This is a genomic window from Borrelia coriaceae (assembly GCF_023035295.1).
Classification (GTDB): domain Bacteria; phylum Spirochaetota; class Spirochaetia; order Borreliales; family Borreliaceae; genus Borrelia; species Borrelia coriaceae.
The window spans coordinates 216,534-241,658 of sequence record NZ_CP075076.1; the positions used below are offsets into that span (position 1 = coordinate 216,534).

Consider the following 25,125-nt stretch of genomic DNA (forward strand, 5'->3'; position numbering starts at 1 on the left):
TAAGCATGGAAGCATTTTATGATAAAAGATCTGAAATCCAAAATTCAAAAACTAATAACAGAAAGAGATAAGAAATTAGTTGAACTTGGTAAGACACTCAAAGACAGCAACGTAATAGAACTTAAAAAATTAAAAGCCTATACATCTTTAAAGTTAATTGAAAAAGAGATATCTCAGCTTAAAGCAAGCTTAAACAAAGCAGAAGATAATGAGAATAAATTAAAAGAACTATACAAAAAGGTAAAAGGCTATAAAGAGAGTAAAAAACATATCCTCAAAGCATATGAAAAAAAACTAAAAAAAATTACTGAAATAATCATAAATAAATACCCAAATAATCTCTCAGCAATTTTAGAATACAAAATGAATTTTACCAAATCGATTCTTGAAAAACACAAAGACAAAACGACAGAAATAATAAAATTCAATAAGAAAAACAATTTCTTCAAAAGACTTATTATAAATATCAAACTAATATTAAAAGCAATAATAAATAAAATAAACATAAAAAAAATGTCTAAAGAATTTGAGAAAAAAATATTAAAAGAACATTCATCTTCTGAAAATTTAGAAAATTTAATTGATGAATTTATAGACAACAAAGATTTAAGCAAAGAAGTTATTGAAAAATATAAGTTAATAGACGAAATTCAAACGGAAATTACAAAAATAAACAACGAAATCAAATATAAAAATATAAAAGAAAACACTAACAACAAAAATAAAATAAAATGCGCTATTAATGTTGCTCAAACAAATAAAGAATTAATTTTCAAAAAGATTGCTGAAGAATTTGTTGAAATATCAAAAACAGAAAAAAGATTAAATAAAACCGGAACAATTAATTCATTGTTAAAAACAATAAACGATCTAAATCAACAAATATCAAAATTGAACGAAGATTTAATAAAAGCAATACAAATAGACGAGATTTTAAAAGTCCAAACAAAAATGCAACAACTTATAAAAAACAAAGAATCAATTGAGAACCAATTAAAGGAACTAACTTCAAAAATAGAAAGCATACAAAACAAAATCGACGAACTTGACAATCAATAAAAAATCAATATAATGATTTAAGGTATTTCTAAGCTTTTAAGTGGCACAAGACTTTTTTATCAAATTTAAAACCCTTCTAAGCTTGTATTTACTCGTAGGGCCCATAGCTCAGCTGGTCAGAGCACCCGACTCATAATCGGGTGGTCCCAGGTTCAAGTCCTGGTGGGCCCAAACTAGTTTACGCTAGTTTAATTTAAAAAATAGATTAGAATTCTTGCCTATATAATAAAATCCTATGTAAGCATCCAAGTTGTCATCATCCAGCTGAATATTGTTTAAATCTCCAATTTTAACAATTGAATGCAAAAGACTAATTTCATCTTTAGAAGTTTTAATTAAATACAAATTATTACTACTAATTTCATTTAACTTAGACGTATCTTTCGACTTATACACATAATCATGAATTAAAATCAATTCATCTTTTGACAAGCCTAAATTTATGATAATATCCTTACTATATACCCTCATTCCAGAATCAACAATATGTACTTGTGCCGCAAAATCTTCAAATGTCTTATCAGCAACATTAAATCTTAAATCCTTACAATAAAGAATATTTTTTCCAATAACAGACTCCATGAAATAAGAAGTGTATTTATCTTTAACTACTTCTATAACCTCTTTACTGTCCATACTTTCAATAATAAATTTGTTCACATCATTAGAATTTAAAACTTTAATTGCAAAATCAAAGGTCATAAAATAATCAAATTTATCTTTAGCAAAATAATAATTAACTACATAATCAACTTCCCTTATATCAGGATAGTTCATCTCACAAGAACAAAAAAAAATAAAAAATAATAAAAATATCTTACTCTTTAACTCTCTCAGCATATTCTTTGGTTTCAGAATTAACTAAAATTTTATCTCCAACATTAACAAAAAGAGGCACCTTTACTACCAACCCTGTATGAAGGGTAACGTTCTTCATAGCATTAGTTACAGTATCCCCTTTTACAGCAACCTCAGCATCTACAACTTCAAATGCAACTTTTGAAGGCAATTTAAGGTCGATAACTTCCTTACCCCATTTAATAAGAGCATAGACTTCAGCTTCTTGCAAGAATAAAACTTTATCCTCAATGTTTGCAACCTCTCTCAAGTTCACACTAAATTGATCATAAGTTTCTAAATCCATAAAAACAAGATTTTCATTATCTTTATAAAGATATTGAGAACTGACTTCTAAGACCTCAATTTCTTCTACTGTATCAGACCCCTTTAAAGTTTCCTTAATGATAGACTTATTTTTAAGATTTTTAAGCTTCAATCTTACAATGGAACCTCCCCTACCCATTTTTGAAAATTCCCGTTCAAGAACAATATGTGGCATGCCTTTCAAAAGTAAAAAAGAGCCTTTTTCAATATCTCCAGATTTAATTGTAACCATGTAACACCTCAAATTTTCAATGTGTATAATAACTTATATCAAAAAATCAAAATATTTACTATTCATTGACTTATCCAGGATTAATGATATTATATATAGTTGTAAAAGGAGTTAATTTAATGCGAGCTATCAAAGTATTCTTCACTATTGTACTAACTTTTTTATTTAGTAACTGTACAAATACAAACAAAGAAAATGTCATCGCAATTGGCGGATCGACTTCAACAACATCTATTATGGATGAAATGATCCTACAATATCAGAAAATAAATAATCAACTTAAAGTCACTTATGATGCTCAAGGAAGTAGTGTTGGCATCAAAGGATTATTTGACGGTATTTATAAAATGGCAATTTCTTCAAGAAACGTCACTGAAGAAGAAATAGCTCAAGGGGCAAAAATCACGACAATTGCTTATGACGCTTTAATATTCATTACAAGTCCTGATGTAAAGATCACAAATATTGCAGAAGAAGACTTAGTGAAAATACTTAACGGAAATATTAGGAATTGGAAACAAGTAGGCGGACTTGATTCTACAATTAACTTCATCAACCGAGATTCATCATCAGGTTCTTATTCATCTATTAAAGAACTAGTTCTTGATAAGATATTAAAAAATCTTGCAGAAGCTCAATTTAGACAAGATAGTATTATGGTCAAGTCAAATGGCGAAGTAATTGAAAAGGTAAGTCTAACACCTCACTCAATTGGTTATATTAGTTTTGGATATGCAAGAGGGGCAATAGAAAAAGGACTACATACACTCTCAATAAATAGCATATATCCTACTAAAGAAACAATAACAAAAGATAAATATAATATAAAGAGAAGTCTAATAGCAATCACAAGCAATATTTCTGAAGATCAAAACACACTTGATTTTATTAACTTTATGCTAAGTCCAAGTGGACAAGATATTATTGAAGAGCAAGGATTCATAAAGGTTAACACAACTGAAAATAACTAAAATCATGATAAACTTGTCTTAAAATTTAAGTTAAATACAAATTTAGCAAAGTTCGATTTCTATAGGGGAACTCTTTTAAAGCATGAAATTAACTTTAAATATAAAAAGAAATATTGTTAGATTGGCTTTCAACTGTTTTATTTTTACATCTGCAACGATTAGTGCTCTGACAATATTATTACTAGTTTTATTTATCATTAAAAATGGACTAGCACCTTTTCTTAAGAATAAAATTCAACTTTTTAATTTCTTATTTAGTACCAACTGGGATCCTACTAGCAAATTACAAAAATCTTATGGTATTTTATCTTTCATTATAAATTCAGCTTTAACAACATTCTTCTCTGTCCTAATTGCACTACCAATTGGACTTGGTTTTGCGATTTACCTATCTGAAAAAACCAAAGGAATTTATCAAAAAACATTGCAAACCATAATAGAACTTTTAGCAGGAATTCCAAGCGTAGTATATGGATTTTTTGGAAGTACATTTATAGCTACTCTTGTAAAGAATACTTTCAAAAGAGAAGATAACTTAGGGTATAATTTAATAACCTCAGTAATAGTTTTAAGCATAATGATACTTCCAACAATAATTAGTGTCTCATACACATCACTTAAAGCTGTTCCAAAATCATATAAACTAGCATCCCTTGCACTAGCTGCAACAGAATGGCAAACAATATATAAAGTGATGATTCCTTCAGCTAAACAAGGCATTTTAGCAGGGGTAATACTAGCAATTGGAAGAGCTATTGGTGAGACAATAGCAGTTTTAATGGTTGGCGGAGGTTCACCTCTATTTATAAAAAATATATTTTCACCTATCAGAACACTAACTGTAAACATTGCAATAGACATGGGATATGCATCTGGAACTCACAAAGAAGCTCTATTCTCTACAGCTTTGGTCTTGCTATTATTAGTAATAATAATAAATTCAATTAAACATTTGATTTTATCGTCATCTAAAAGGCTAAAAAACAAGTGAATCAAATTCAAACAAATAAATTATGCAATAGAATTTCATTTTGCATAATCAAGTTTATTGCTTACTTTTTAATAACACTATTAATTTTCTTAATATCTTATATAATATACAATTCACTATTCTTTAACAGTAAAAAACAAACACTATTTCTAGATGAAAAAAAACATTTTTTACCATTTACATTAGAGAACCAAACTATAAAAATTGCCTTTATTATCAACAAGAGCATAAAAGCAAAAGAAATTACTACTCAAGATATCTACAATATATACAATAATAAAATTTCACACTGGGGAAGCATATCAGATCAAAGTATTGACACAGTCCCTATTGCAAGTTCACAACCAAATATTTCAAATACAGTTATATTACAAACTTTTACTAAAGACAATAAATTTAATAACAGATATATAAAGATTGTAGAATCAAATGAAAAGATGACAGAAATTGTCAATAAGACAGCAGGAGCTATTGGTTACATAACAAAAGAAGAACTTGAACAATTAAATTTTAAAAAATATCCAGAAATTAAATCCCTCGAAATCAGATCCATGTCCATCTTAGTAGGCAAAAAAACATTACAAAAAAGTGAAAATGAAATTGTTGACACAATAAGCCTTAATCAGGTTAAAAACTTACTTATATCAAAAACAAATTGGAATGAATTAATATCCAAAAATATCAAGTTGAAAATCATAAAATACAAAGATTATGATCAAAATGCAATACAAGAAGTAGAAGAAAATGAAGGAACAATTGCAGTCGTGCCTTGGCATTCTTTCTACAAGAATGATGCTCCTTTTCTTAAATTGCATTATATCAAAAAAAGCATACCTTTAAACCTAAATTTCATATCATCTACCCCAAGAAATTCTGGAAAATATGGAGGTATTTCATATTTAATCTTTAATACATTTTATGTCATATTATTAACAGCAATAATCTCAATTTCAATAGGAATCGGTACGGGAATCATGCTTGCAGAATATACTTCAAATAAAATATTTTATAAAACAGTATCTATGAGCGTTGATATCCTATCATCCATACCCGCCATTATTTTTGGACTCTTTGGACTTATATTTTTTGTTCCAATTTTTGGAATGGGAATACTCTCAGGTGCAATAACAAGTTCTTTAATGATACTACCAATGATTATTAAAACAACTGAAGAAGCACTAAATTCAATTCCTAAATCATACAAATACGCCTCATTTGCTCTAGGTGCCAATAAAACAGAAACTATAATTAAAATTTTACTACCTGCATCCAGTCCAGGTATATTGACAGGAATAGTGCTTGCAATAGGACGGGCCCTTGGAGAAACTGCTGTACTTCTTTTTACGATGGGAACCAACTTAGGCATTGCAAGTGCTTTAAATGAACCTTCAAGAAGTTTAACTGTACATCTACTATTATTATTTCAAGAAGGATATTTAGACAAAGGATTTGCAACAGCATCAATACTTATAATAATGATACTTTTAATAAATTTAACATCAAAATTTTTAATAAGCAAATTATATAGGATTTAAATAAATGAACCAAGAAAAAGCAATCATTAAAACAGAAAATCTAAACTTATTTTATACAGATTTTAAAGCACTAAATAACATAAACATATCAATACTAAGGAATAGCATCACAGCTTTAATAGGCCCATCAGGTTGTGGAAAATCAACATTTCTTAGAACACTTAACAGAATGAACGATCTTGTAGAGGGCGTTAAAATAGAAGGAAAAGTTATGTATGAGGGTAAAAGTATTTACTCAAATAACTTTGATGTACTGGAACTTAGAAGAAAAATTGGAATGGTCTTTCAAACTCCTAATCCATTTTTAATGTCAGTTTATGACAACATAAGTTATGGACCAAAAATCCATGGAATTAAAGACAAAAAAAAACTTGATGAAATAGTTGAAAAATCCCTAATAAAATCTGCACTATGGAATGAAGTGAAAGATAAACTTAATAGAAATGCATTAAGTCTCTCAGGGGGACAACAACAAAGACTCTGTATTGCAAGAACCCTTGCAATTGAACCAAATGTAATATTAATGGATGAACCTACTTCTGCTCTTGATCCAATCTCAACAGGTAAAATTGAAGAGCTAATAATAAACTTAAAAGAAAGCTACACGATCATCATAGTAACTCACAATATGCAACAAGCCGGACGAATATCTGATAGAACTGCCTTTTTCCTAAACGGCTATATTGAAGAAGAAAGCAAAACAGATGAACTATTCTTCAATCCTAAAAATATTAAGACAGAAGAATATATCACTGGTAAATTTGGCTAAATTAACCCAAAGATACATCAAGGAACATCATTAAAGAAAATCCAATAACCCCAAATATGGTTGGAACCTTATTGTCAATATCTTTTCTCTTAGCTTCAGGTATTAATTGTTCAATTGAAACATAAATCATTGCACCTGCAGAAAAAGATAAAGCAAAGGGTAAAATTCTAGTAAAAGTATAAACCGCATAGGATCCTAACAACCCTCCAATAATTTCTACCCAACCTGACATCTGACCATAATTAAAACACTTCCATAAAGGAACATTACCTCGTCTTAAAGGCAGAGAAATCGCTGCACCTTCTGGAATATTTTGAATACCAATTCCTAACGTAAGGATCATAGCACCTACTAAAGTATGAAGATCAGGAGAAGAAGCCAAAGCACCAAAAGCAACACCCACAGCAAGCCCTTCTGGAAAATTATGTAACGTAACAGCTGTAAAAAGCAAAAAATCCTTTTTACCATGCCTTGTTAAATCTTCATCAATAAATGCTAGTTTATCAAGATCTGGCACAAATACATCTACAATATATATAAAAAACGCACCTAAAAGAAAACCAAAAACTGCTGGTACCCATGCAACATAACCAAGTTCTTCTGCCATTTCTATTGCTGGCTTAATAAGTGAAAAAAAACTAGCAGCAATCATAATTCCTGCTGAAAACCCAAGCATGGCATCCATTATTTTATTGTTCACTTTTCTAAAACAAAAAACAGCTGCTGCTCCAAAAGCAGTAGTAAACCAAGTAAAAGTAGAACCTAAAAATCCTAAAAAAATGGGATGCAAAGTTAATAAATAATCGCATAAATTCTTAAACATAAAAGTATCCTCCAATATTAATCGATCAAAATTGCCCTTATTCTCCTTATACCTGAAGATGAAGACTGTTCCTTTTGTATCTTAAAAACACCAAGCTCACTAGTATTCTTAACATGAGGGCCTCCACAAACTTCAATTGAAAAACCATCTATTTCATACACACTTACAATATCTTCATATTTTTCACCAAATAAAGCCATAGCACCCTTAGCCAAGGCATCATCCAAATTCATTACAGACCTTGTTACGGACAATTTATTTTTTATCTGTAAATTAACAATATCTTCAACTTTCCTTATCTCATCATCTGTCATTTTATAAGGATGACTAAAATCAAATCTTAGCCTCTCAGAGGTAATATTACTTCCTTTTTGCCTTACATGATCACCTAAGACTAATTGCAGTGACTTATGAAGCAAATGAGTAGCTGTATGTAACTTAGTAGTATCATATGTACAATCCGCAAGCCCTCCTTTAAAAACCTTATCACTTCCCTTCTTAGAAATCTCTTGATGATTTTTAAAATGTTTTTCAAAGTCTACTTTGTCTATACTAAATCCATGTTCAGCAGCAAGCTCTTCCGTTATTTCATAAGGAAAACCATAAGTATCATAAAGTTTAAAAGAAATTTCACCAGGAATAGATTTTGATGGCAATTGCTGCATTAATTTAATAAACTCTTGCTCACCATGACGCAAAGTTTTAAAAAATTTTTCTTCTTCTATGCTCAACTCAGCCTTAATAAAATCTTTCTTCTCTGTTAATTCTTTATAAAAAGATTTATAAATTTCTTCAACAGAATCAACAAGATCTGCTAAAAAATGAAATTCCATGCCAAGTTTCTTTGCATATCTAATAGCTCTCCTAATTATTCTCCTCAAAACATAACCCTGTCCTACATTAGAAGGAAGAACTGCAAGATTATCAGCTAAAATAAAACAACTGGCCTTAATATGATCAGCAATTACCCTAATAGCTCTATCATCTTCTAAATTTTGTCCATAAATCTTCCCAGAAACTTCCTCTATTCTATCAATTATAGGTCTAAACGCATCCGTGTCATAAACTGAAGATTTTCCTTGCAAAAAAGTAATTGTTCTCTCAATACCCATGCCTGTATCCACACATTTACGCTTTAATTCTTCATAACTCCCATTCTCATTCCTTTTATATTGCATAAAAACATTATTCCAAATTTCAAAATACTTACCACAAGGACATGTAATATCACAATTACTAGAACACTTCTCTTTACCTGTATCCACAAAGATTTCAGTATCTGGGCCACAAGGTCCTACATTCCCAACAGGTCCCCAAAAATTATGCTCTCCTGACAGATAAAATATTCTATCTTTAGGAATACCAAGACTTTCCCAAACATTAGCTGTCTCTATATCCCGGGAAACCCTCTCATCACCTTCAAACACACTAACATAAAGTTTATCTTTAGAAATATTTAAATAATTAGGTGAAGTTAAAAACTCAAAACTATATTTTACAGCAAGCTCTTTAAAATAAGCACCAAGAGACCAATTTCCAAGCATCTCAAAAAAAGTCAAATGACTTAAATCTCCCACCTCATCAATATCTCCTGTTCTTAAACATTTCTGAACATCAACAAGCATATCTCCAGATGGATGCATTTCTCCCAAAAGATAAGGTACAAGCGGTTGCATACCCGCCGTATTAAAAAGAACAGTAGAATCATTATCAGGAATCAAAGATTTACCTGCAATTTCACAGTGTCCTTTACTTTTAAAAAAGTCTATATATTTTTTACGTAGTTCATTAAGTCGCACTAAATAAACTCCTCATTTTTTCTGTATATCATTAACTCACCCTTTAAAGTTAACTGCTTAATATAATTAACAAAGGCTATAGTCATTGCTTTTATGTCTCTCTTTCTAACTTTTTTCAAGAAAGATTCCTCTTCTAAAATAAGATCTTTACGTCTCCTTGAAACATTAAAAAGAATTTTATCTCTAATTTCATCACTTTTATCTTTAATAATAATCGCAATATCATTATCTGTAAATTCTCTTAAAATATTATGCATGTCGTCATCTGTAATTCTAAGTATTACATCAATATCAAATATCTTTTCTTTAATCTCACTATCTTTAACAGGATCCAAAGTTTTCATATCAATATTACTTAAAAGATTTTTTTCATCTTCAGAATCCATATAACTCAAAATATCAACAAGAATTTTAGAACCATCAAGTTTTTCTGTTTTAAATTTACCCTGCATTTCAAATCTACTTTTAAGTCTATCGGAAATAACCTCAACCATATCCATATTTAACTGCCTCAACTTAGCAACCCCCTTAATAAACTGTTTCTTAACATCATCTTCCAACATAGAAAAAACATATTTTTTTTGTTCTTTGGTTAAATAATTATATATTACCAAAAGTGTTTGCACGCTTTCATTTTTAATTAACATCCAAAGTTGTTCATTTTCAATACCAGACAAGTAATCAAACGGAATAAATGCATCAATTCCTGTAACTTTTTTATAAATCTCTTTCGCTTTTGCTTTATTTAAAGATTTATGCAATAACTCATAAGTAAATTTATCATCAATTTTTAAATGTTTTTTCTCACTTCTTACTAATTCTTCAAATTCTTGAATAACTCGTTTTTTTTCATCAGGAGTAATGTATTTAATTTTAGTAATTTCTCTAGTAATTGCAATTATATAAGAATCATCAAGCTCAGCCATAATCTCTGCTGATTTTTCAAGACCAATAGCTAAAAAATACTTTGCTATTTTTGATACTTTATCCTCTCTACGAATAAATCCTGGTTTTTCGACCTCTTGCTTAAGAGTATTTAACTTGCTAGGAACACCTCTCTTTCCTCCCTTAATCAGATTAACCCAAGACTTAAGCAATGAACCCTGTATTTCAGCACCAGACAAATCATTACGTAATTTTCCTTTCTCAACATTTGCAAAGGGCTTTACACTCAAATTTTTTACACTCCGATATTTAGAAAGTCTAGGATCCTGCATAGACTCCCTCAATATTTGTAAGGACTAATAAACGCAAGTGATCCTTTAAGATCTTAGCTGGACATTTCCTCAAAGAAATTTCTGAATTAAAAAAATTTTCCAAAGCACCTTTTTTATCATGACCCATAAAAAGTAATACAGAAGCCTTAGAAGATAGTAAAGATTTGGGAGTTAAGCTAATTCGCTTACTTGGAAGCTTTGGTGAATCATACTCATATTGATATCCTTCCATTTCAGAAAATAAAAGTTTTCTTGAAGGGAAAAGAGAAGCAATATGCCCATCCTCACCAACAGACAAAATACTCAAATCTAATCTTGTAAATCTAGAATTGAATTCAACATTATAATTATAAATAGACGATGTTTCATCAAACTCACTGTAAATAAATGGATGTAAATTAGAACCACAAATTAAATTTTTCTTTATCATTTGAGAAAAAAATCCTTCACTTAAAAGCATAAAATTACTATCATTACTATTTAAATCAACACAACGCTCATCCACTAAAAAAAAATGAGACTTTTTAAGAGAATAATTTTGCTCATCAAAGACATTGAGGAAAGAAATAATACTTCGACCACCACAAACCCCAATACTAGTAAAATCATCTTGACTAATATTTGTTAAAAAAAAATCAAAAAACTTTTTCTTTAAATCACTCTCTTTATTAGAACACCAAAATTCCATCTCTATTCCTTTTAATAAAATTAACCTAAATAATAAGAAAATGTAGTAACCACGATTAATACATTCTTTGAATAACTTTCATAATTGTCAAAACTTCTATCAACTGAAAGAAACTCAAAGCATCCTTGATGTGCAGTCTTAATTTTTACCAAAATAACATCAGAATTACATACAAACTTTAAAACTATCCACAAGCCATTTTTAACAAAATATGCTAGCATTTCAGGTTTCACATCACTAATCTTATTAAAATAATAATTTCGCCCACTATTACGAGTAAAAAACATCCCTTTATTATAAAGTTTCATAATATTTTGATTGCTTACTCTATTTTATCAACAGTTAATAAACAAATACTTTCTCCCCACACAATATGTATTATTTAATTTCCTATTCTAAGCAACAGTACACCCAACTTATACTACAAATTCCAACTTAAGAGCACTTCTTTCTCACTTAATCTCTTAACAGTAATATAATTTACATTCTCAATCCCAGTGTCCCTTATAATACTAGATATTATAACTGATGCTACCACAAAAATTAGGAATGAAAATAAAACTAATACTCTATTCACCAATATAAATTCTTCTTCATAATCTCTTTATAAACTTATAAACACAATATTGTCAAATTTAATAATTTATTTTAACATATTATGCCATGTTAATAAACCGAAAAATCTCAATAGCACCAATGGTAGCAATCACCGATGAACATTTCAGATATATAATAAGATTACTATCAAAAAAAGTCACTTTATATACCCCAATGATTTCTGCAAAATCAATCATCATGGGAAATTTAGATACAATTGTAAAACAAACTCCTACTGATTCTCCAATTGCAATTCAAATAGCAACAAACTGTGAAAATGACGCTGCAAAAGCCATAGAAATTCTTGAAAACAAATTCAGATTTGATGAATACAATCTCAATGTTGGTTGCCCATCATCTCGTATCCAAAATGCAAACTATGGGGCTTGCCTCATGCAAACTCCAGCTCAAGTAGGCAAAATCTTACAAGCCATGAAAAAAAATACAAATAAACCTGTATCCATTAAACATAGAATAGGCATAAGATATAATAAAAAAGAATATCAAGAAGAAAACTACACAGAACTTAAACAATTCATAGAAAAAATTATAGAATATGAAATCAAAAATTTTACTGTTCATGCACGCATAGCCATATTAAATGGATATTCCACTAAAAACAATCAAAATATTCCAAAACTTAGACATGACTTTGTACACAGATTGAAGCAAGAGCACAAAAATATATTTATTGAAATAAATGGAGGAATTACCAATAGCAATCACATAAAAACACACCTATCTTACGTAGATTCTGTCATGATTGGAAGAGCTGCGGCAAAGGATCCTTATTTCATTGCAAAAATTTCAAGAGAAATCTTACAAGAAAAAGAAAAAATCCCAACACGAGAAGAGATATTATTAAAAATGGTAGAATATATCAAAGAACATGACGAACATCTTCCAATTAACATCGTAATGAAACATATAATGAGAATAGTATTTGCCAAAGACAATGTTCGCAAATTTAGACAAGCCTTAAGTGCGCCTTTTCCTAAAAATCTTAAAAATCATGAAATACTCTTAAATGCAATTGGACAATTAAAAGAAGATACTCTAAAATCTAATTTTTAGGAGCTATATAATCAAAACCTGTATATTTGACCAAATTTTTAGGTATTCGAACACCACCTCTTTCATCCTGAAAGTTTTCAAGTATAGCAATAATAGCCCTTGTTGAAGCTATTGCTGTCCCATTTATCATGTGCACAAACTTGCTCTTCCCATCATCCTTATATCTAATCTTAAGACGCCTTGACTGATAATCTGTACAGTTTGAAGTTGAGGTAACTTCTCCATATTCACCCCTATCTCCTCTACCTGGCATCCAAGCTTCAATATCGTACTTTTTATAAGCTGGTGCACCAAGATCAAAAGAACAAATATTTAAAACTCTATACGGGATCTCAAGTTCAGTAAAAATTTCTTCTTCTAATGCTAAAAACTCATTGTGAATACGATCAGAATCCTCACTCTTACAAAGACAAAACATTTCAACCTTACTAAATTGGTGAACCCTATAAAGTCCCTTGGAAAATTGCCCAGCAGCTCCGGCCTCTTTACGAAAACAATGAGAAAGTCCTGCCATTCTTAATGGAGACTTAAGATCTAATATAGTATTATAATAATACCCACCAAGAGTAATCTCAGATGTACCAATAAGATATTTATCTGTATCTTCAATTTTATAAATATTACTCTCACTACCCCGAGGATTAAATCCAATACCTTCAACTACAAATTCTTTTGCAATATCAGGTGTGATAAATAAATCAAAGCCTTTGAGTTTAAGTTTATTTAAAGCAAAATTAATAAGTGCAAGCTCTAAAAAAACAGCCTCATTTCTAAGATAATAAAACTTATTACCACTAACCTCACGTGCTCTTTCAAAATCAAAAAGATCTAAATCAATTCCAATTTTTAAATGATCTTTTGGTTTAAAATTAAACTTCGGAATACTTCCCGATATCCTTAACACAACATTTGAATCCTCACCCTCACCAACAGGAACATCAGGAGCAGAAATATTGGGAATCTGCTTGTGTTGAGTCAAAAGCCTAGATGTTATATGATTCAATTTATCTTCTAAACCTGCAATTTCAGACTTTAAAGATTTACCAACCTCTATTAAAAAATGCCTACGGGAATCATCTATCTTGCCCTTCATAGCATTAGCATTTTCATTCCTTGCTGCATTCAATTCACCTATCTTAGTAACAAGTTTTCTGCGTTCATCATCAAGAGAAATCAACAGATCAATATCTACTTTCAAACCCCTATCTTTAATATTTTTTTGAATAAGATCTAAATTATCCCTTATAAACTTCAAGTCAAGCATTAAAGAACTCCTACAATAGATTTAACTAAAAACAATTAAAGTCAAACAAAATGAAAAATAAATTATATCAATTAGCATAAAAAATATTATATAATAATTGATATAATAGTAGAAACAAACTTATATATGGAGATAAATGTCTTTATGGTCAAATCGTCACCTGCTCAAAAAATTTTCATTTTAGCATCGTTACTGGTAATTTTCATGGGATGTACAAAAAAACCAAAAAAAATCAGCTTTAACGATACCGAAACACTCTATAACGCAAAAGATGAAATAGTGATTCAATCAATTTTAGCAGAAGAAGGAAACGAATCCTTTGAATATCACATTAGAATACCCAAAATAATAGATTCAAGAACAAAAAATAATAATATAAAAACATTCAATGACGAAGTTGAAAGTTATACAAATGAAATAATCAATAATCTAGAGAGTGCTGCTCAAAATATTAAACAAGAGTCTAAAAAACCAAGCTTAAAAATAGACTATGAAATCTACCATGGATATGGTATTTATACAATAATAGTAAGTGCCACTCAAGTAATAAATAATACATCTATCATAAACCATAGAAGTTACTATATTAAAGATAATGGGGATTACATTTATAATATAGATGAAATTCTTAAAGTAGAAGAAGCATTCCCCTACTTTACTCAAAGAATTAAAGAAGAAATTGACAAAATGTATCCAAACAACTTACTTTTTGACTTACAGCAAGCGGTAGTTTATTTTGAAAACAAAAAAATTATAGTCAAATTCCCACTTTATGTATTTAATTTAGACGACACAGAGAATACACAAAACATATTCGAATTTAGTGAAGAAGAAGCAATAAAATACATAAAAAGGATTAAATAAATCATAGATGAAGAAAAAAAAATTTTTTAGCTTAATTTCAAAAACTTATCTAGAAGAATATGATACTGAAGGATGCTATTTTAAACATGAAAGCGGACTAGAAATCTTTGAATTAAAAAATAGCAAATTCAAAGAAAATGCCTTTGGAATAGCATTTAAAACTATTCCCTTAAATAATACTGGAGTTGCTCACATCCTAGAGCACACAATCTTCTGCGGTTCAAACAAATATAGAATAAAAGATCCCTTTCTTTATTTAATGAAAGGAAGTCTAAGCACTTTTTTAAATGCAATGACATTTCCAGACAAGACTCTCTACCCAGCAGCATCTACAATACAAAAAGATTATTTTAACTTGTTTAAAATATATGCTGATGCTGTTTTCAACCCATTACTTAAAAAAGAAGCGTTCATGCAGGAAGGTTATAATATAAATCCAACTAACTTTCAACTATCCGGTATTGTTTTAAATGAAATGAAAGGTAATTATTCTAATAAAAATTCTCTAATTAACGAAATTGCCACCAATTCTCTTTTTTCTGAAGGCACCTATCAATATGACTCTGGAGGCAACCCTATCAATATAATTGACCTCACATACGAAGAATTTATTGAATTTTACAAAAAACACTATACACTAGAAAATTGCAAAATATTCTTATTTGGAAATATTGATACTAATAAGAATCTTAATTTTATTGAAAAATATATTCTTAGACCTTACACAAAAACAAAATCAAATATTAATTATAATATAGACACAACAACAAGATGGAAGCAGGGCAAGACATTAAGTTTTAATATCCCAAAAGAAACTGAAAATACACTTGGGGTATACGCAATAAACTGGTTATGTACCGACATTAAAAATATCAAAGACAATATCGGACTAGAAATTTTATCAGAAATCCTCTTAGACAGCTCCTGCCAATTCACCATAAACATGCTAAAAAGCGAAATTGGCGATGTAATAGCTGATGTTAGTGGTATCAACACAGATATAAAAGAATGTGTATTTTCATTCGGATTACAAAATGTACTTCCAGGAAAAATAGAAGAATTTAAAAATATGGTTTTTAAAGAACTTAAAGATCTTGTTAAAGTAAAAATTCCAGAAGAACTAATACAAGGTATTCTCTTTGGTTATGAATTTTCATTAAAAGAAGAAAAAGGACAAGGCTGGCCTATTTCTTTAATGATTAGAAGTTTTAAAGGTTGGATACATGGAATGCACCCAACTGAAACTTTAAAAATCAATTATCACTTGGATGAGATTAAAAATAAGCTAGAAAGAGGAGAACCTTACTTTGAAAATCTAATAGAAAAATACTTACTTAATAATAATCATTACACCTTAATCCATTTTAATCCATCAGATAAAACCCTTAAAGAAATGGAAGAAGAAATAGCAAAAAAATTAATGAACATAGAAATTAATATTAAAAAAAACCCAAAAAAATTTGCAGAGTTTACTAAAGATTATAACCAATTCAAAGAATATCAAAAAAAGGAAGATCTTAAATCTGACATTTCTAAGCTTCCTATGTTAAAAATAGATGATTTACCAAAAGAAGTTGAAAAAAGTTTACCTCTTAATGAAACCCCTGAACTTAAGGCACATACATTTGAGTTCAAACAAAATAATAATATCTTCAATGTACACTTATTCTTTAAATTAAATTCCCTACAAAAAGAAGATTTTATAACCCTATCTTTATTCAAAATAGCCATCCAAGATCTATCTACAAAAAATTATTCCTATGTGGATTTAAATAATAAAATTCAAAATACCTTGGGACAACTAAATATATATGAAAGTTATGAAGAAGATGTTCAAGGCAATATGATAAATTTATTTAACATTAGTTTTAAATCTTTCAACAATAAAATTCAAGAATCATTTATATTAATTAAAGAAATTTTAATCAATATAAATTTTCATAATTACGATAGATTAAAAGAAATAGTTTTAAGCCTAAAAAATGATTTTAAATCAATCCTAATCCCCAAAGGTCACATCTTTGCAACAACAAGATCAGAATCAAAATTAAGTCAAAGCAAATATCTACTAGAACTTCAACTTGGAATTACAGGAAGAGAATACTGGCACAAAGTCAAGACAGATATAGAATCTTTAAAAGAAATTGCCTGTAATCTAGAAAATCTAAGAAATAAAATAATTTGTAAAGATAACCTATCATCCCTGCTGATAGGCAATACTAGCGATGTCATTAAAAGATTAGAAAGCGAATTGTCTACATTAAGAGAAAATTTAAGTGGAAAAACCTACCCAACCAATCCGAACACAATATACTTATCAAATAACAACTTAAAAGAAATAATTATTATTCCATCAAAAATATCTTTTAACTCCATGAGCTTTGTAAGCTATAAAATAAAGGATGAAAATTATCCCAAAATTAATTTCTTAACACATATATTAAAAAGCGGAATCTTATGGGAAAAAGTAAGGATTCTAGGAGGAGCATATGGCGCCTTTGCATCCATTACAAACGGAATATTTTCTTTTACATCATATAGAGATCCGAACTTTGTGAAGACATATCAAGCTTTTGAAACATCATTAGAAGAATTGGCTAACAACGCAATCAAAAATGAAGAGCTTTATACATATTTAATAGGAGTAATTGGTTTAAGTACAAATGTAAAAACAAAATCCACAGAAATATTAGAAAGCTATAAAAGAAAAATACTAAATATTAGTGATCAGCTAAGACAAGATATACGAAATGCATACTTTAAAATCACAAGCACAGATATTAAAAATATATCTGAACAAGTATTGCAACAATTAACACGAAAGAATAGCATCACATCTCTTGTCAATGATGTAACTTACGAAAATGACAAAGAAAAACTAGAAGCATTCATTGGAAAAAAATACAAGATAAAAAAAATATATTAATATAATAAAATTAACAAAATTACTTAAGCTTCTTATATTTCTTGTTAAATTTGTCAATTCTACCTGCTGCATCCACAAACGTTTGTTGGCCTGTATAAAAGGGATGTGATTTACTTGTAATTTCAACAGTAATTAATGGATACTCCTTACCATCACTATATTTAACCATCTCTTTTGAAGTTAAAGTAGATCTAGTTAAAAACATTGTACCATTAGCACCATCTTTAAATATTACTAAATTACTAACAGGATGTATATCTTTTTTCATAAAGCGCCTCTCTTAATTGGATCAAAGTTTAGTCTAAATTTCAAATAAAGTCAATTTTTACTAATCCCCATTACTCATAGTTTTTAGGAAAATTTCATTGTTTTTACTCTTTTTCATCTTTTCAACCAAAGCTTCAACACCCTCATAATCATCAAGACCACTTAAAATTTTCCTCATAAGTAAGATTTTAGAACGCTCCTCTTCACTTAATAGCAATTCTTCTTTTCTTGTCCCTGATTTTTTGATATTAATAGCAGGGAAAAGCCTTCGATCTGCCAAACTTCTATCAAGAATTAACTCCATGTTACCAGTACTTTTAAATTCCTCAAATATGACTTCATCCATCTTACTTCCAGTATCAACCAAGGCTGTAGCTATAATAGTAAGACTTCCCCCTTCCTCAATATTTCTAGCCGAACCAAAAAACCTTTTTGGTTTATGTAAAGCATTAGAATCAACTCCCCCTGAGAGTATCTTACCAGAAGTTGGCATAGTCTGATTATAAGCTCTTGCAAGTCTCGTAATAGAATCTAAAAGAATAACAACATCTTTTTTATTCTCAACAAGTCTTTTTGCCTTCTCAATAACCATTTCTGCCACTTGTACGTGCCTACTAGCTTGTTCATCAAAATTAGATGCAATGACCTCACCCTTAACACCCCGAATCATGTCAGTAACCTCTTCAGGTCTCTCATCAATGAGCAAAATCATTAAAATAATATCTGGATAATTAGTAGTAATTGCATTGGCTATTTTTTGAAGCAAAGTAGTCTTACCAGCCTTTGGGGGTGACACTATTAATGCTCTTTGCCCTTTTCCAATAGGTGCAAAAAGATTAATAAGTCTAGTGGAAATATTACAATTTTCATATTCAAGATCTAACTTAGAACTAGGATATAAAGGTGTTAGATTATCAAAAGGTATTCTATTTTGTGCAAACGTAGGATCTTGGTCATTAATGCTTTTAATCTTAATCATCGCAAAAAATCTCTCACCATCTCTTGGAGACCTAATCTGCCCATATAAAATATCTCCTGTCCTTAAATTAAAAAGTCTAATCTGAGACGGCGAAACATAAACATCATTACCTCCTGAAAGATAAGAATTAGATGCTGTACGCAAAAAACCATACCCATCACTCAATACATCAAGAACACCAGTAAATAAAACATTAATATTATGTTCAGTTAATATCTTAACAAGCAAAAATATTAATTCAGTCTTCTTCATTGTTACAGCAATAGTATGATTAGTACCAAGACCCTCAACAACTTTTCTGACTTCAGTAATTGGTTTATCATAAAGACTGTCAATAACTATAAAATCCTTACCACCTAAAAAATTGATAATGTTGCTTTGTTCAAGAGTCTTAATACTACTTTCCAAAGCTGGATCAGATATATCATAATCAAAATCTGATGGCCCCCCCCCATTAGATTCTCTTAATTTATCAATATCAGAGTTTTTAAGTCCATTAAAAACAGACTCTTTTTTAGTTACAACCTTAACTATCTTTTTCTTAGAATTATCCTCAATCTTGGATTCTTTAGAAGAATTTAAACGCTTCATTTCATCCTCTAAATTAAATTCAGCATATTTTTTATCCATAATCTCCTCTATGAGATAAATTTTTAAGAAGGGTAAGGGTATTTATTACAAATAATACTTAACCATTAAATAATAAATAAACATAACACTAATTCATTGAAAAGTATCTTTTAATTGTGAAACTGTAAAAGAAAATAAATCTATACTCTCATTAGACTTAATCATTTCACACTTACCATCAAAGACTATATTATCATTAATAAATATCTTTTTTGTCCTAACATCACCATATATCTTACAACCACTATTTAAATAAACCTTATTGCTAGCATTAACATTTCCCTTTAAAATTCCCTCAATTATTAATGTATCGCAAATTACTACGTCTGTAATAACCTTACTATTTTTACCTATAAAAAGTATTCCTCTTTTTGAAAATATCTCACCTTCAAAAGACGAATCAAGATATAAAGCACCTTCAAACTTTAACTTTCCTCTGAAAATTAAGCTTGCATCAAGCTTACAATCCCATTTGTAAGAATCTTTAACATTAACATGCATTAACTATCACTCTTAATGCCCCATACTCGTTCTTTTAAATCTTTTCCTGGACGGAAATAAGCAACATGATGATCTTCAACATTAACATATTCACCTGTTTGAGGATTACGAGCATTCTGACGACCTTTTCTTTTCCTAAGCTCAAATGTACCAAAAGATCTAAATTCTATGACATTATTATGAGAAAGACTATCCTTAAGTTCTTCAAAAAAAGCATCAACCACAAGCCTTATATACTTTTTCTCTAACCTAGCATTGTTATTTTTAATATTTAAAGATATTTTGTCTACAATATCTGATTTAGTAACTTTGGGTCTTCTTGAAAAAGACATAAGCTGGTTCCTTATCGTAATAATAAAATACTCAAATTTGACTTTTTACGTGCAGCTTTGTTCCTATGAATAATTCTTTTTCTAGCAGCAGTATCTAATTTTTTTGAAACAAATTTAAAAAATTCCAAAGCTTCTTCCTTTTTTCCTTCCCTTATAAGACGAACACAACGTTTTTCTATTGTTTTTAACTCACTTTTAACACTCACATTTCTCAAATTTCGTTTCAAATTCTGCCGAGCTCGCTTTAATGCTGATGGATTATTGCCCAAATTAAACTCCTTAATGCAGCAAACATGATAATAAATAAATATACCAACTAATTACAATATAGTCAATCATGCATTAAGCATACCTATTGCAATATTTATCAATATAAGAAAACATTTTATGCATAGAATAAACCATTCCCTCATTATTGATATATATTTTCTTAACAAGCCCTTTTGGATTATAAACAAAAGACAAATAACCATCTCCACTAAATTCATAAACACTAACAAAGACATTATCAAAAAATTTATAAAAATATTCCTTATGAGAAAAGATCTTCCTCTCATAAACAGAATCATTTCTAAATTCATAAAAAATAACTAAATCCTTAATAAATAAAATATCGTCTACTATAACTTTAATACTGATAAGTAAAATAACTAAAAATATTATTATATTACCGAATGCAATATAACAAACAAGAATGTTAATTACAAATTGGCACAAAAACATCAATAAATAAACACCTGAAATATAATACCTTATTGGCAAATCATGAGGCTTTACAATGAACAAATCACTTCTCATAATTTTCAGTTTCCTTAAAAAATTTCTTAAATATTCTTTTCGTAACAAACAAATTTTTATTTTAAGTCCATTATTTAAACCCAAGATTAACATATTATTCAATAATCGCCTTTCAAGCCACATAATATCACCAAAATCAAAATTAACCCTGAAAAAACATTTTTTATAAAAAATTTTATTTTCTCTGCACTCAATTTTGTAAAAATACCTTAAACAATAAATTATTACAAAAATATTTATCAACATTAAAAAAAGAATAAAGTTTCCAAAAATATTTTTATACAACGACATATAAAATATAAAAAAGCTCACATTAAGAAGAAAAATAAAAATTAACCTAATTTTATAAAGAACCTCATTCATATTAAATCAATGTTAATGTTATATTTAAACATTAAATTTAAAGAAAATTATATCACCATCTCTTACCAAGTAATCTTTTCCCTCAAGCCTAAGACGCCCTTTTTCCTTAAGGCCCTGAACACCCTGAAATTCCACTAAATCGTCAAATGAATACACTTCCGCTTTAATAAAACCTCTCTGAAAATCACTGTGAATGATACCTGCAGCTTCTGGAGCTTTCATTCCATCTATAAAAGTCCAAGCTCTCACTTCCTGCTCTCCGGCTGTAAAATAGGTTCTTAAACCTAAAGCATAATAAGCCGTTCTTATTAAATTACTAAGACAACTATCCTTTATTCCCATAGATTCAAGCATTTCCCTTCGCTCACTCAAGTCCTTAATCTCTGCAAGTTCTGCCTCAATTTTAGCACATAAAATTAAATAATTATTACCCTCACTTAGCGCTATATTTTTTACAATATCTGTATATCTATTGCCACAAAGAGAGTTTTCATCAACATTACAAACATATATAACCTTTTTAATAGTCAAAAGATTTAAAGATTTGATAAAATCATAACCAAATTCATCGAACTCAAATTCAATTGCAGGCCTAACACCCATTAAATGCTTCTCAAGATTCTTAAGCACTGAAACAATCATCTTTGCATGTTCACTAACCTTTTTATCAACGCTCTTTACATTTTTTTCATTCTTTAAGATACTTTTCTGTACAGTATCAAGATCTGCAAGACATAGTTCTGTATTAATTGTACTTATATCTCTTTGCGGATTTACATCTCCATCTACATGAACAACTTCTCTATCTTCAAAACATCTAACAACATGCACAATGATAGAAACCTCACGAATATTTGCCAAAAACTTATTACCAAGCCCCTCACCTCTAGAAGCTCCCTTCACAAGACCTGCAATATCAACGAATTCCATTACAGCAGGAATAGTTTTTTTTGATACAACCAAACTAGAAATTTTTGAAAGTCTCTCATCAGGAATTTCCACCATACCTATATTTGGATCAATAGTACAAAAAGGATAATTAGCAATCTCTGATTTTGATGCTGTCAAGGATGAAAATAAAGTTGATTTACCAACATTGGGCAACCCAACTATTCCCACATTAAGCGCCATAAATAAAACTCCATAAATTCAAATTTAATTAACTAAATATGCAAATTCGCCTCTACCTATCTGTTGATTAAAATTCACCTCAACAGATAGATTGTAATATCCATTATGTTCTTGAAGACCTGGATAATCATACTCAAGCAAATAAGTTCCTGTCTTTTGCTTCATCATTAAATCATAAACCCTAGACACCCCCTCATAAGATGAAAAAGGAATAATTGCACCACCAGTTTCATTGACTAAATACTGTAATTTAGGATCAATAACATTATTACCAAATAATATCAAATAAAATCTAATGTCATTATTCTTGTAATAATTTAAAATAGTATCTATAGAATACCTATTAAAGGCAGAACGATTCAGCTCCCCATTACTAAAATAAATCACAGCCCTTTTTACACTCTTTGACATAAGCTCAGAACCTGCAAGTTTAAGACTAACATCAGTCTTTACATAATTTGAATCATAAGAGCCAAGAGAATTAGTCTTATGAATAGTGCTTACCAAACTTTCAATATTATCTACTAAAGGCACACTTGTTGCATTGACAAAACTAAACTTTTTGTTTGTCCTAGACTTTATAAGGGTATTTACACTCATAATCTGCTCTGACTCATAATTTTTCATAGCAAAAGATTTATCAAAAACAATTGCAATATTCATATCATTAGAAGTATTAATATCATAAGCAATTTTAGGATTAACAATATAGTATTTTTCATTAGCAATCGCAAAATTTTCACGCTTCAAGCCTACAACTGGTAAGCCATTCCTATTGCTAACATTAAGTTCAACATAAATTTTAGGACCACCTCCAACTCTAATCACTCGACGTACATCAACATTTAGACTATCATAAACACTAACATCACTTTTATAAATCGAAATCTGAGCATTATCAAAGTCTGAAACAATAATTTGCTTATTAACATCAATAATTGAAGATGAAATTTTAGAATCAATATTACCTGCTTTTAAAAGCTTAACAAATGTTTTTCTTAAAACACTATACCTATAAACCCCATACTTTGAAGATATAATAATATTATTACCTGTAACATCACTACTAAGACCCTCTATTCCTTCAAAAGAAGTTTCAATAGAATATAAATGATTTCCACTAGTATCAAAAACCTCAATGGAATTTTTAACAGCATCAGCAACATAAATATTTCCATTTAAATACGTCACACCTGTAGGACCTAAAAGCCCTGTATACCCAACCGTTTTAAAACCAAAATGCAAAATAAAATTGCCCTTAGGATCGAATTTACTTATTCGCTTATTTCCCCACTCACTAACATAAATATAATCTCGCTCATCAACCGTCATGTATTGAGGAGCAAGTAATTCACCAGCCTCAGTACCTTTTTTACCAATCGAACCCTTTTTAATACCAAAAACTTTATCATATATACCAATTTCATCATTTGAACAAAGTGTCACATACAATAGTTCGCCAAGTTCAATTACGTCATAAGGCGACTTTAAAGAAGTAATCCCATCCTTAACCACAACATGAATATTATTGTTAGCATCAAAATGTAATATTTCATTTCCTACAAAATTTACAGCATAATACCCACCATATTGATCAGATCTTAAAGATGTAATCTGATATCCATTTGGTCGTCTGTAAATAGAATTAGTAAGAGACGCAACTTGTACAAATCTTTCAACATCAAGTTCATTACTCAATGATATACCTCTTCTCTGTTCAATTATAGAGATTAACTGCCTAAGATAAGCGACCTTATATCCTTGTGACTGCAAATTTCGCCATTCCATCAAAGCTTCCTCAACATATCCCAATCTATAATAAACATTACCTATCCAAAAACGATAATCAAGATTACTTGGATCAAAACTTAAAACTTTATTAAAAGATAATAAAGCATCATCATAAAGACCGTTATTATAAGAATTAAGTGCCCATTTAAATTCATCTTGAGCATCTTTATTGGTAACTATGCCTTGAGAATTTAAAGCAAATACACTTATAAAAAATACCTTAAATATCAAAATCATTCTTTTTATATTTAAGCAAATACTATGTAAATCTGGTACTGTTATACAAAACATATTATATATTATACTATGCAATATCGTATATTAATATCTACACGAGTTAATATGCAATATATTTTTATA

The 25,125-nt window shown here is 29.2% G+C and carries 25 protein-coding genes and 1 tRNA gene; 9 read left to right on the forward strand and 17 right to left on the reverse strand.

Annotated features, from left to right (window positions below; translation table 11 throughout):
• The first annotated feature begins 18 nt into the window (after window positions 1–18).
• Complete coding sequence (locus bcCo53_RS01040; protein ID WP_025407879.1) at window positions 19–1,059, forward strand: coiled-coil domain-containing protein; 1,041 nt, start codon at window positions 19–21, stop codon at window positions 1,057–1,059.
• Between the two features lie 97 nt (window positions 1,060–1,156).
• Window positions 1,157–1,230 (forward strand) — tRNA-Ile (locus bcCo53_RS01045).
• A gap of 12 nt (window positions 1,231–1,242) precedes the next feature.
• Here the strand turns inward: bcCo53_RS01045 and bcCo53_RS01050 are convergent.
• Window positions 1,243–1,899, reverse strand: a complete 657-nt coding sequence (locus tag bcCo53_RS01050; protein WP_028328375.1) for a hypothetical protein — start codon at window positions 1,897–1,899, stop codon at window positions 1,243–1,245.
• Window positions 1,877–2,455, reverse strand: coding sequence for an elongation factor P (gene efp, locus bcCo53_RS01055; RefSeq protein ID WP_025407881.1), 579 nt, complete (start codon window positions 2,453–2,455; stop codon window positions 1,877–1,879). Before efp ends, bcCo53_RS01050 begins: the two co-directional genes overlap by 23 nt.
• 119 nt (window positions 2,456–2,574) lie before the next feature.
• Between efp and bcCo53_RS01060 the strand changes: the two genes are divergently transcribed.
• The 4 genes from bcCo53_RS01060 to pstB all read left to right on the forward strand — a co-directional run bounded on the left by bcCo53_RS01060 (window position 2,575) and on the right by pstB (window position 6,721).
• On the forward strand, window positions 2,575–3,426 hold the full coding sequence (locus bcCo53_RS01060) for a substrate-binding domain-containing protein (RefSeq protein ID WP_025407882.1): 852 nt from the start codon (window positions 2,575–2,577) through the stop codon (window positions 3,424–3,426).
• Window positions 3,427–3,508: 82 nt separating this feature from the next.
• Window positions 3,509–4,417, forward strand: coding sequence for a phosphate ABC transporter permease subunit PstC (pstC, locus tag bcCo53_RS01065; protein ID WP_025407883.1), 909 nt, complete (start codon window positions 3,509–3,511; stop codon window positions 4,415–4,417).
• On the forward strand, window positions 4,414–5,952 hold the full coding sequence (gene pstA, locus bcCo53_RS01070) for a phosphate ABC transporter permease PstA (protein WP_038365387.1): 1,539 nt from the start codon (window positions 4,414–4,416) through the stop codon (window positions 5,950–5,952). The genes pstC and pstA overlap by 4 nt, the downstream gene beginning before the upstream one ends.
• Window positions 5,953–5,956: 4 nt before the next feature.
• A complete protein-coding gene (pstB, locus tag bcCo53_RS01075; RefSeq protein WP_028328374.1) occupies window positions 5,957–6,721 on the forward strand; it encodes a phosphate ABC transporter ATP-binding protein PstB in 765 nt (254 codons plus the stop codon).
• Between the two features lies 1 nt (window position 6,722).
• On the opposite strand, the gene bcCo53_RS01080 is transcribed toward pstB, so the two are convergent.
• The 6 genes from bcCo53_RS01080 to bcCo53_RS01105 form a co-directional block, all read right to left on the reverse strand.
• Window positions 6,723–7,544: a ZIP family metal transporter gene (locus tag bcCo53_RS01080; protein WP_025407885.1), complete on the reverse strand. Its 822-nt coding sequence runs from the start codon at window positions 7,542–7,544 to the stop codon at window positions 6,723–6,725.
• 17 nt (window positions 7,545–7,561) lie between these two features.
• A complete protein-coding gene (locus tag bcCo53_RS01085; RefSeq protein WP_025407886.1) occupies window positions 7,562–9,343 on the reverse strand; it encodes an alanine--tRNA ligase in 1,782 nt (593 codons plus the stop codon).
• Entirely contained in the window at window positions 9,343–10,560 is a 1,218-nt protein-coding gene (locus bcCo53_RS01090) for a flagellar motor switch protein FliG (RefSeq protein ID WP_025407887.1), read from the reverse strand. The genes bcCo53_RS01085 and bcCo53_RS01090 overlap by 1 nt, the downstream gene beginning before the upstream one ends.
• Window positions 10,547–11,248: a 6-phosphogluconolactonase gene (locus tag bcCo53_RS01095; protein WP_028328373.1), complete on the reverse strand. Its 702-nt coding sequence runs from the start codon at window positions 11,246–11,248 to the stop codon at window positions 10,547–10,549. Before bcCo53_RS01095 ends, bcCo53_RS01090 begins: the two co-directional genes overlap by 14 nt.
• A 20-nt stretch (window positions 11,249–11,268) precedes the next feature.
• Complete coding sequence (locus bcCo53_RS01100) at window positions 11,269–11,556, reverse strand: hypothetical protein (RefSeq protein ID WP_051428653.1); 288 nt, start codon at window positions 11,554–11,556, stop codon at window positions 11,269–11,271.
• A gap of 113 nt (window positions 11,557–11,669) precedes the next feature.
• Window positions 11,670–11,825, reverse strand: a complete 156-nt coding sequence (locus bcCo53_RS01105; protein ID WP_241766522.1) for a hypothetical protein — start codon at window positions 11,823–11,825, stop codon at window positions 11,670–11,672.
• A gap of 86 nt (window positions 11,826–11,911) precedes the next feature.
• Here bcCo53_RS01105 and dusA point away from each other — a divergent pair, with 86 nt between their 5' ends.
• Complete coding sequence (dusA, locus tag bcCo53_RS01110; RefSeq protein ID WP_025407888.1) at window positions 11,912–12,919, forward strand: tRNA dihydrouridine(20/20a) synthase DusA; 1,008 nt, start codon at window positions 11,912–11,914, stop codon at window positions 12,917–12,919.
• Here the strand turns inward: dusA and serS are convergent.
• Window positions 12,909–14,183 carry a serine--tRNA ligase gene (serS, locus tag bcCo53_RS01115; protein WP_025407889.1) on the reverse strand — a complete coding sequence of 425 codons (1,275 nt, stop codon included), beginning with the start codon at window positions 14,181–14,183 and terminating at the stop codon, window positions 12,909–12,911. The genes dusA and serS overlap by 11 nt on opposite strands.
• Before the next feature lie 144 nt (window positions 14,184–14,327).
• On the opposite strand from serS, the gene bcCo53_RS01120 reads away from it, so the two are divergent.
• Both bcCo53_RS01120 and bcCo53_RS01125 read left to right on the forward strand, forming a co-directional pair.
• On the forward strand, window positions 14,328–15,047 hold the full coding sequence (locus bcCo53_RS01120; protein ID WP_025407890.1) for a hypothetical protein: 720 nt from the start codon (window positions 14,328–14,330) through the stop codon (window positions 15,045–15,047).
• 7 nt (window positions 15,048–15,054) lie between these two features.
• Complete coding sequence (locus bcCo53_RS01125) at window positions 15,055–17,973, forward strand: insulinase family protein (protein ID WP_025407891.1); 2,919 nt, start codon at window positions 15,055–15,057, stop codon at window positions 17,971–17,973.
• A gap of 19 nt (window positions 17,974–17,992) precedes the next feature.
• On the opposite strand, the gene bcCo53_RS01130 is transcribed toward bcCo53_RS01125, so the two are convergent.
• From bcCo53_RS01130 to bcCo53_RS01165, 8 genes are all read right to left on the reverse strand, one after another.
• On the reverse strand, window positions 17,993–18,241 hold the full coding sequence (locus bcCo53_RS01130) for a type B 50S ribosomal protein L31 (protein ID WP_025407892.1): 249 nt from the start codon (window positions 18,239–18,241) through the stop codon (window positions 17,993–17,995).
• A 60-nt stretch (window positions 18,242–18,301) separates the two neighbouring features.
• Complete coding sequence (rho, locus tag bcCo53_RS01135; protein ID WP_025407893.1) at window positions 18,302–19,849, reverse strand: transcription termination factor Rho; 1,548 nt, start codon at window positions 19,847–19,849, stop codon at window positions 18,302–18,304.
• A 93-nt stretch (window positions 19,850–19,942) separates the two neighbouring features.
• The gene (locus tag bcCo53_RS01140) at window positions 19,943–20,350 is read right to left on the reverse strand and encodes a bactofilin family protein (protein WP_025407894.1); all 408 of its coding nucleotides are present in this window, start codon (window positions 20,348–20,350) and stop codon (window positions 19,943–19,945) included.
• A complete protein-coding gene (locus bcCo53_RS01145) occupies window positions 20,350–20,682 on the reverse strand; it encodes an HU family DNA-binding protein (protein ID WP_025407895.1) in 333 nt (110 codons plus the stop codon). Before bcCo53_RS01145 ends, bcCo53_RS01140 begins: the two co-directional genes overlap by 1 nt.
• An 11-nt stretch (window positions 20,683–20,693) precedes the next feature.
• Window positions 20,694–20,951 carry a 30S ribosomal protein S20 gene (gene rpsT, locus bcCo53_RS01150; RefSeq protein ID WP_025407896.1) on the reverse strand — a complete coding sequence of 86 codons (258 nt, stop codon included), beginning with the start codon at window positions 20,949–20,951 and terminating at the stop codon, window positions 20,694–20,696.
• Between the two features lie 73 nt (window positions 20,952–21,024).
• A complete protein-coding gene (locus tag bcCo53_RS01155) occupies window positions 21,025–21,573 on the reverse strand; it encodes a hypothetical protein (protein ID WP_241766523.1) in 549 nt (182 codons plus the stop codon).
• A gap of 294 nt (window positions 21,574–21,867) precedes the next feature.
• Complete coding sequence (gene ychF, locus bcCo53_RS01160) at window positions 21,868–22,974, reverse strand: redox-regulated ATPase YchF (RefSeq protein ID WP_025407898.1); 1,107 nt, start codon at window positions 22,972–22,974, stop codon at window positions 21,868–21,870.
• Between the two features lie 24 nt (window positions 22,975–22,998).
• Window positions 22,999–25,002, reverse strand: a complete 2,004-nt coding sequence (locus bcCo53_RS01165) for a hypothetical protein (protein ID WP_425387132.1) — start codon at window positions 25,000–25,002, stop codon at window positions 22,999–23,001.
• Window positions 25,003–25,125 lie beyond the last annotated feature (123 nt).

Bases quoted from the DNA above. Each gene is read 5' to 3' on its own strand.
- bcCo53_RS01120 (WP_025407890.1), top strand. From the start codon at position 14,328: ATGGTCAAATCGTCACCTGCTCAAAAAATTTTCATTTTAGCATCGTTA.
- bcCo53_RS01130 (WP_025407892.1), bottom strand. From the start codon at position 18,241: ATGAAAAAAGATATACATCCTGTTAGTAATTTAGTAATATTTAAAGAT.
- bcCo53_RS01100 (WP_051428653.1), bottom strand. From the start codon at position 11,556: ATGAAACTTTATAATAAAGGGATGTTTTTTACTCGTAATAGTGGGCGA.
- bcCo53_RS01080 (WP_025407885.1), bottom strand. From the start codon at position 7,544: ATGTTTAAGAATTTATGCGATTATTTATTAACTTTGCATCCCATTTTT.
- bcCo53_RS01140 (WP_025407894.1), bottom strand. From the start codon at position 20,350: ATGCATGTTAATGTTAAAGATTCTTACAAATGGGATTGTAAGCTTGAT.
- bcCo53_RS01060 (WP_025407882.1), top strand. From the start codon at position 2,575: ATGCGAGCTATCAAAGTATTCTTCACTATTGTACTAACTTTTTTATTT.
- bcCo53_RS01125 (WP_025407891.1), top strand. From the start codon at position 15,055: ATGAAGAAAAAAAAATTTTTTAGCTTAATTTCAAAAACTTATCTAGAA.
- ychF (WP_025407898.1), bottom strand. From the start codon at position 22,974: ATGGCGCTTAATGTGGGAATAGTTGGGTTGCCCAATGTTGGTAAATCA.
- bcCo53_RS01095 (WP_028328373.1), bottom strand. From the start codon at position 11,248: ATGGAATTTTGGTGTTCTAATAAAGAGAGTGATTTAAAGAAAAAGTTT.
- bcCo53_RS01040 (WP_025407879.1), top strand. From the start codon at position 19: ATGATAAAAGATCTGAAATCCAAAATTCAAAAACTAATAACAGAAAGA.
- bcCo53_RS01145 (WP_025407895.1), bottom strand. From the start codon at position 20,682: ATGTCTTTTTCAAGAAGACCCAAAGTTACTAAATCAGATATTGTAGAC.
- bcCo53_RS01090 (WP_025407887.1), bottom strand. From the start codon at position 10,560: ATGCAGGATCCTAGACTTTCTAAATATCGGAGTGTAAAAAATTTGAGT.
- pstC (WP_025407883.1), top strand. From the start codon at position 3,509: ATGAAATTAACTTTAAATATAAAAAGAAATATTGTTAGATTGGCTTTC.
- bcCo53_RS01155 (WP_241766523.1), bottom strand. From the start codon at position 21,573: ATGTTAATCTTGGGTTTAAATAATGGACTTAAAATAAAAATTTGTTTG.
- pstB (WP_028328374.1), top strand. From the start codon at position 5,957: ATGAACCAAGAAAAAGCAATCATTAAAACAGAAAATCTAAACTTATTT.
- dusA (WP_025407888.1), top strand. From the start codon at position 11,912: ATGTTAATAAACCGAAAAATCTCAATAGCACCAATGGTAGCAATCACC.
- efp (WP_025407881.1), bottom strand. From the start codon at position 2,455: ATGGTTACAATTAAATCTGGAGATATTGAAAAAGGCTCTTTTTTACTT.
- bcCo53_RS01050 (WP_028328375.1), bottom strand. From the start codon at position 1,899: ATGCTGAGAGAGTTAAAGAGTAAGATATTTTTATTATTTTTTATTTTT.
- rho (WP_025407893.1), bottom strand. From the start codon at position 19,849: ATGGATAAAAAATATGCTGAATTTAATTTAGAGGATGAAATGAAGCGT.
- bcCo53_RS01165 (WP_425387132.1), bottom strand. From the start codon at position 25,002: ATGATTTTGATATTTAAGGTATTTTTTATAAGTGTATTTGCTTTAAAT.
- serS (WP_025407889.1), bottom strand. From the start codon at position 14,183: ATGCTTGACTTGAAGTTTATAAGGGATAATTTAGATCTTATTCAAAAA.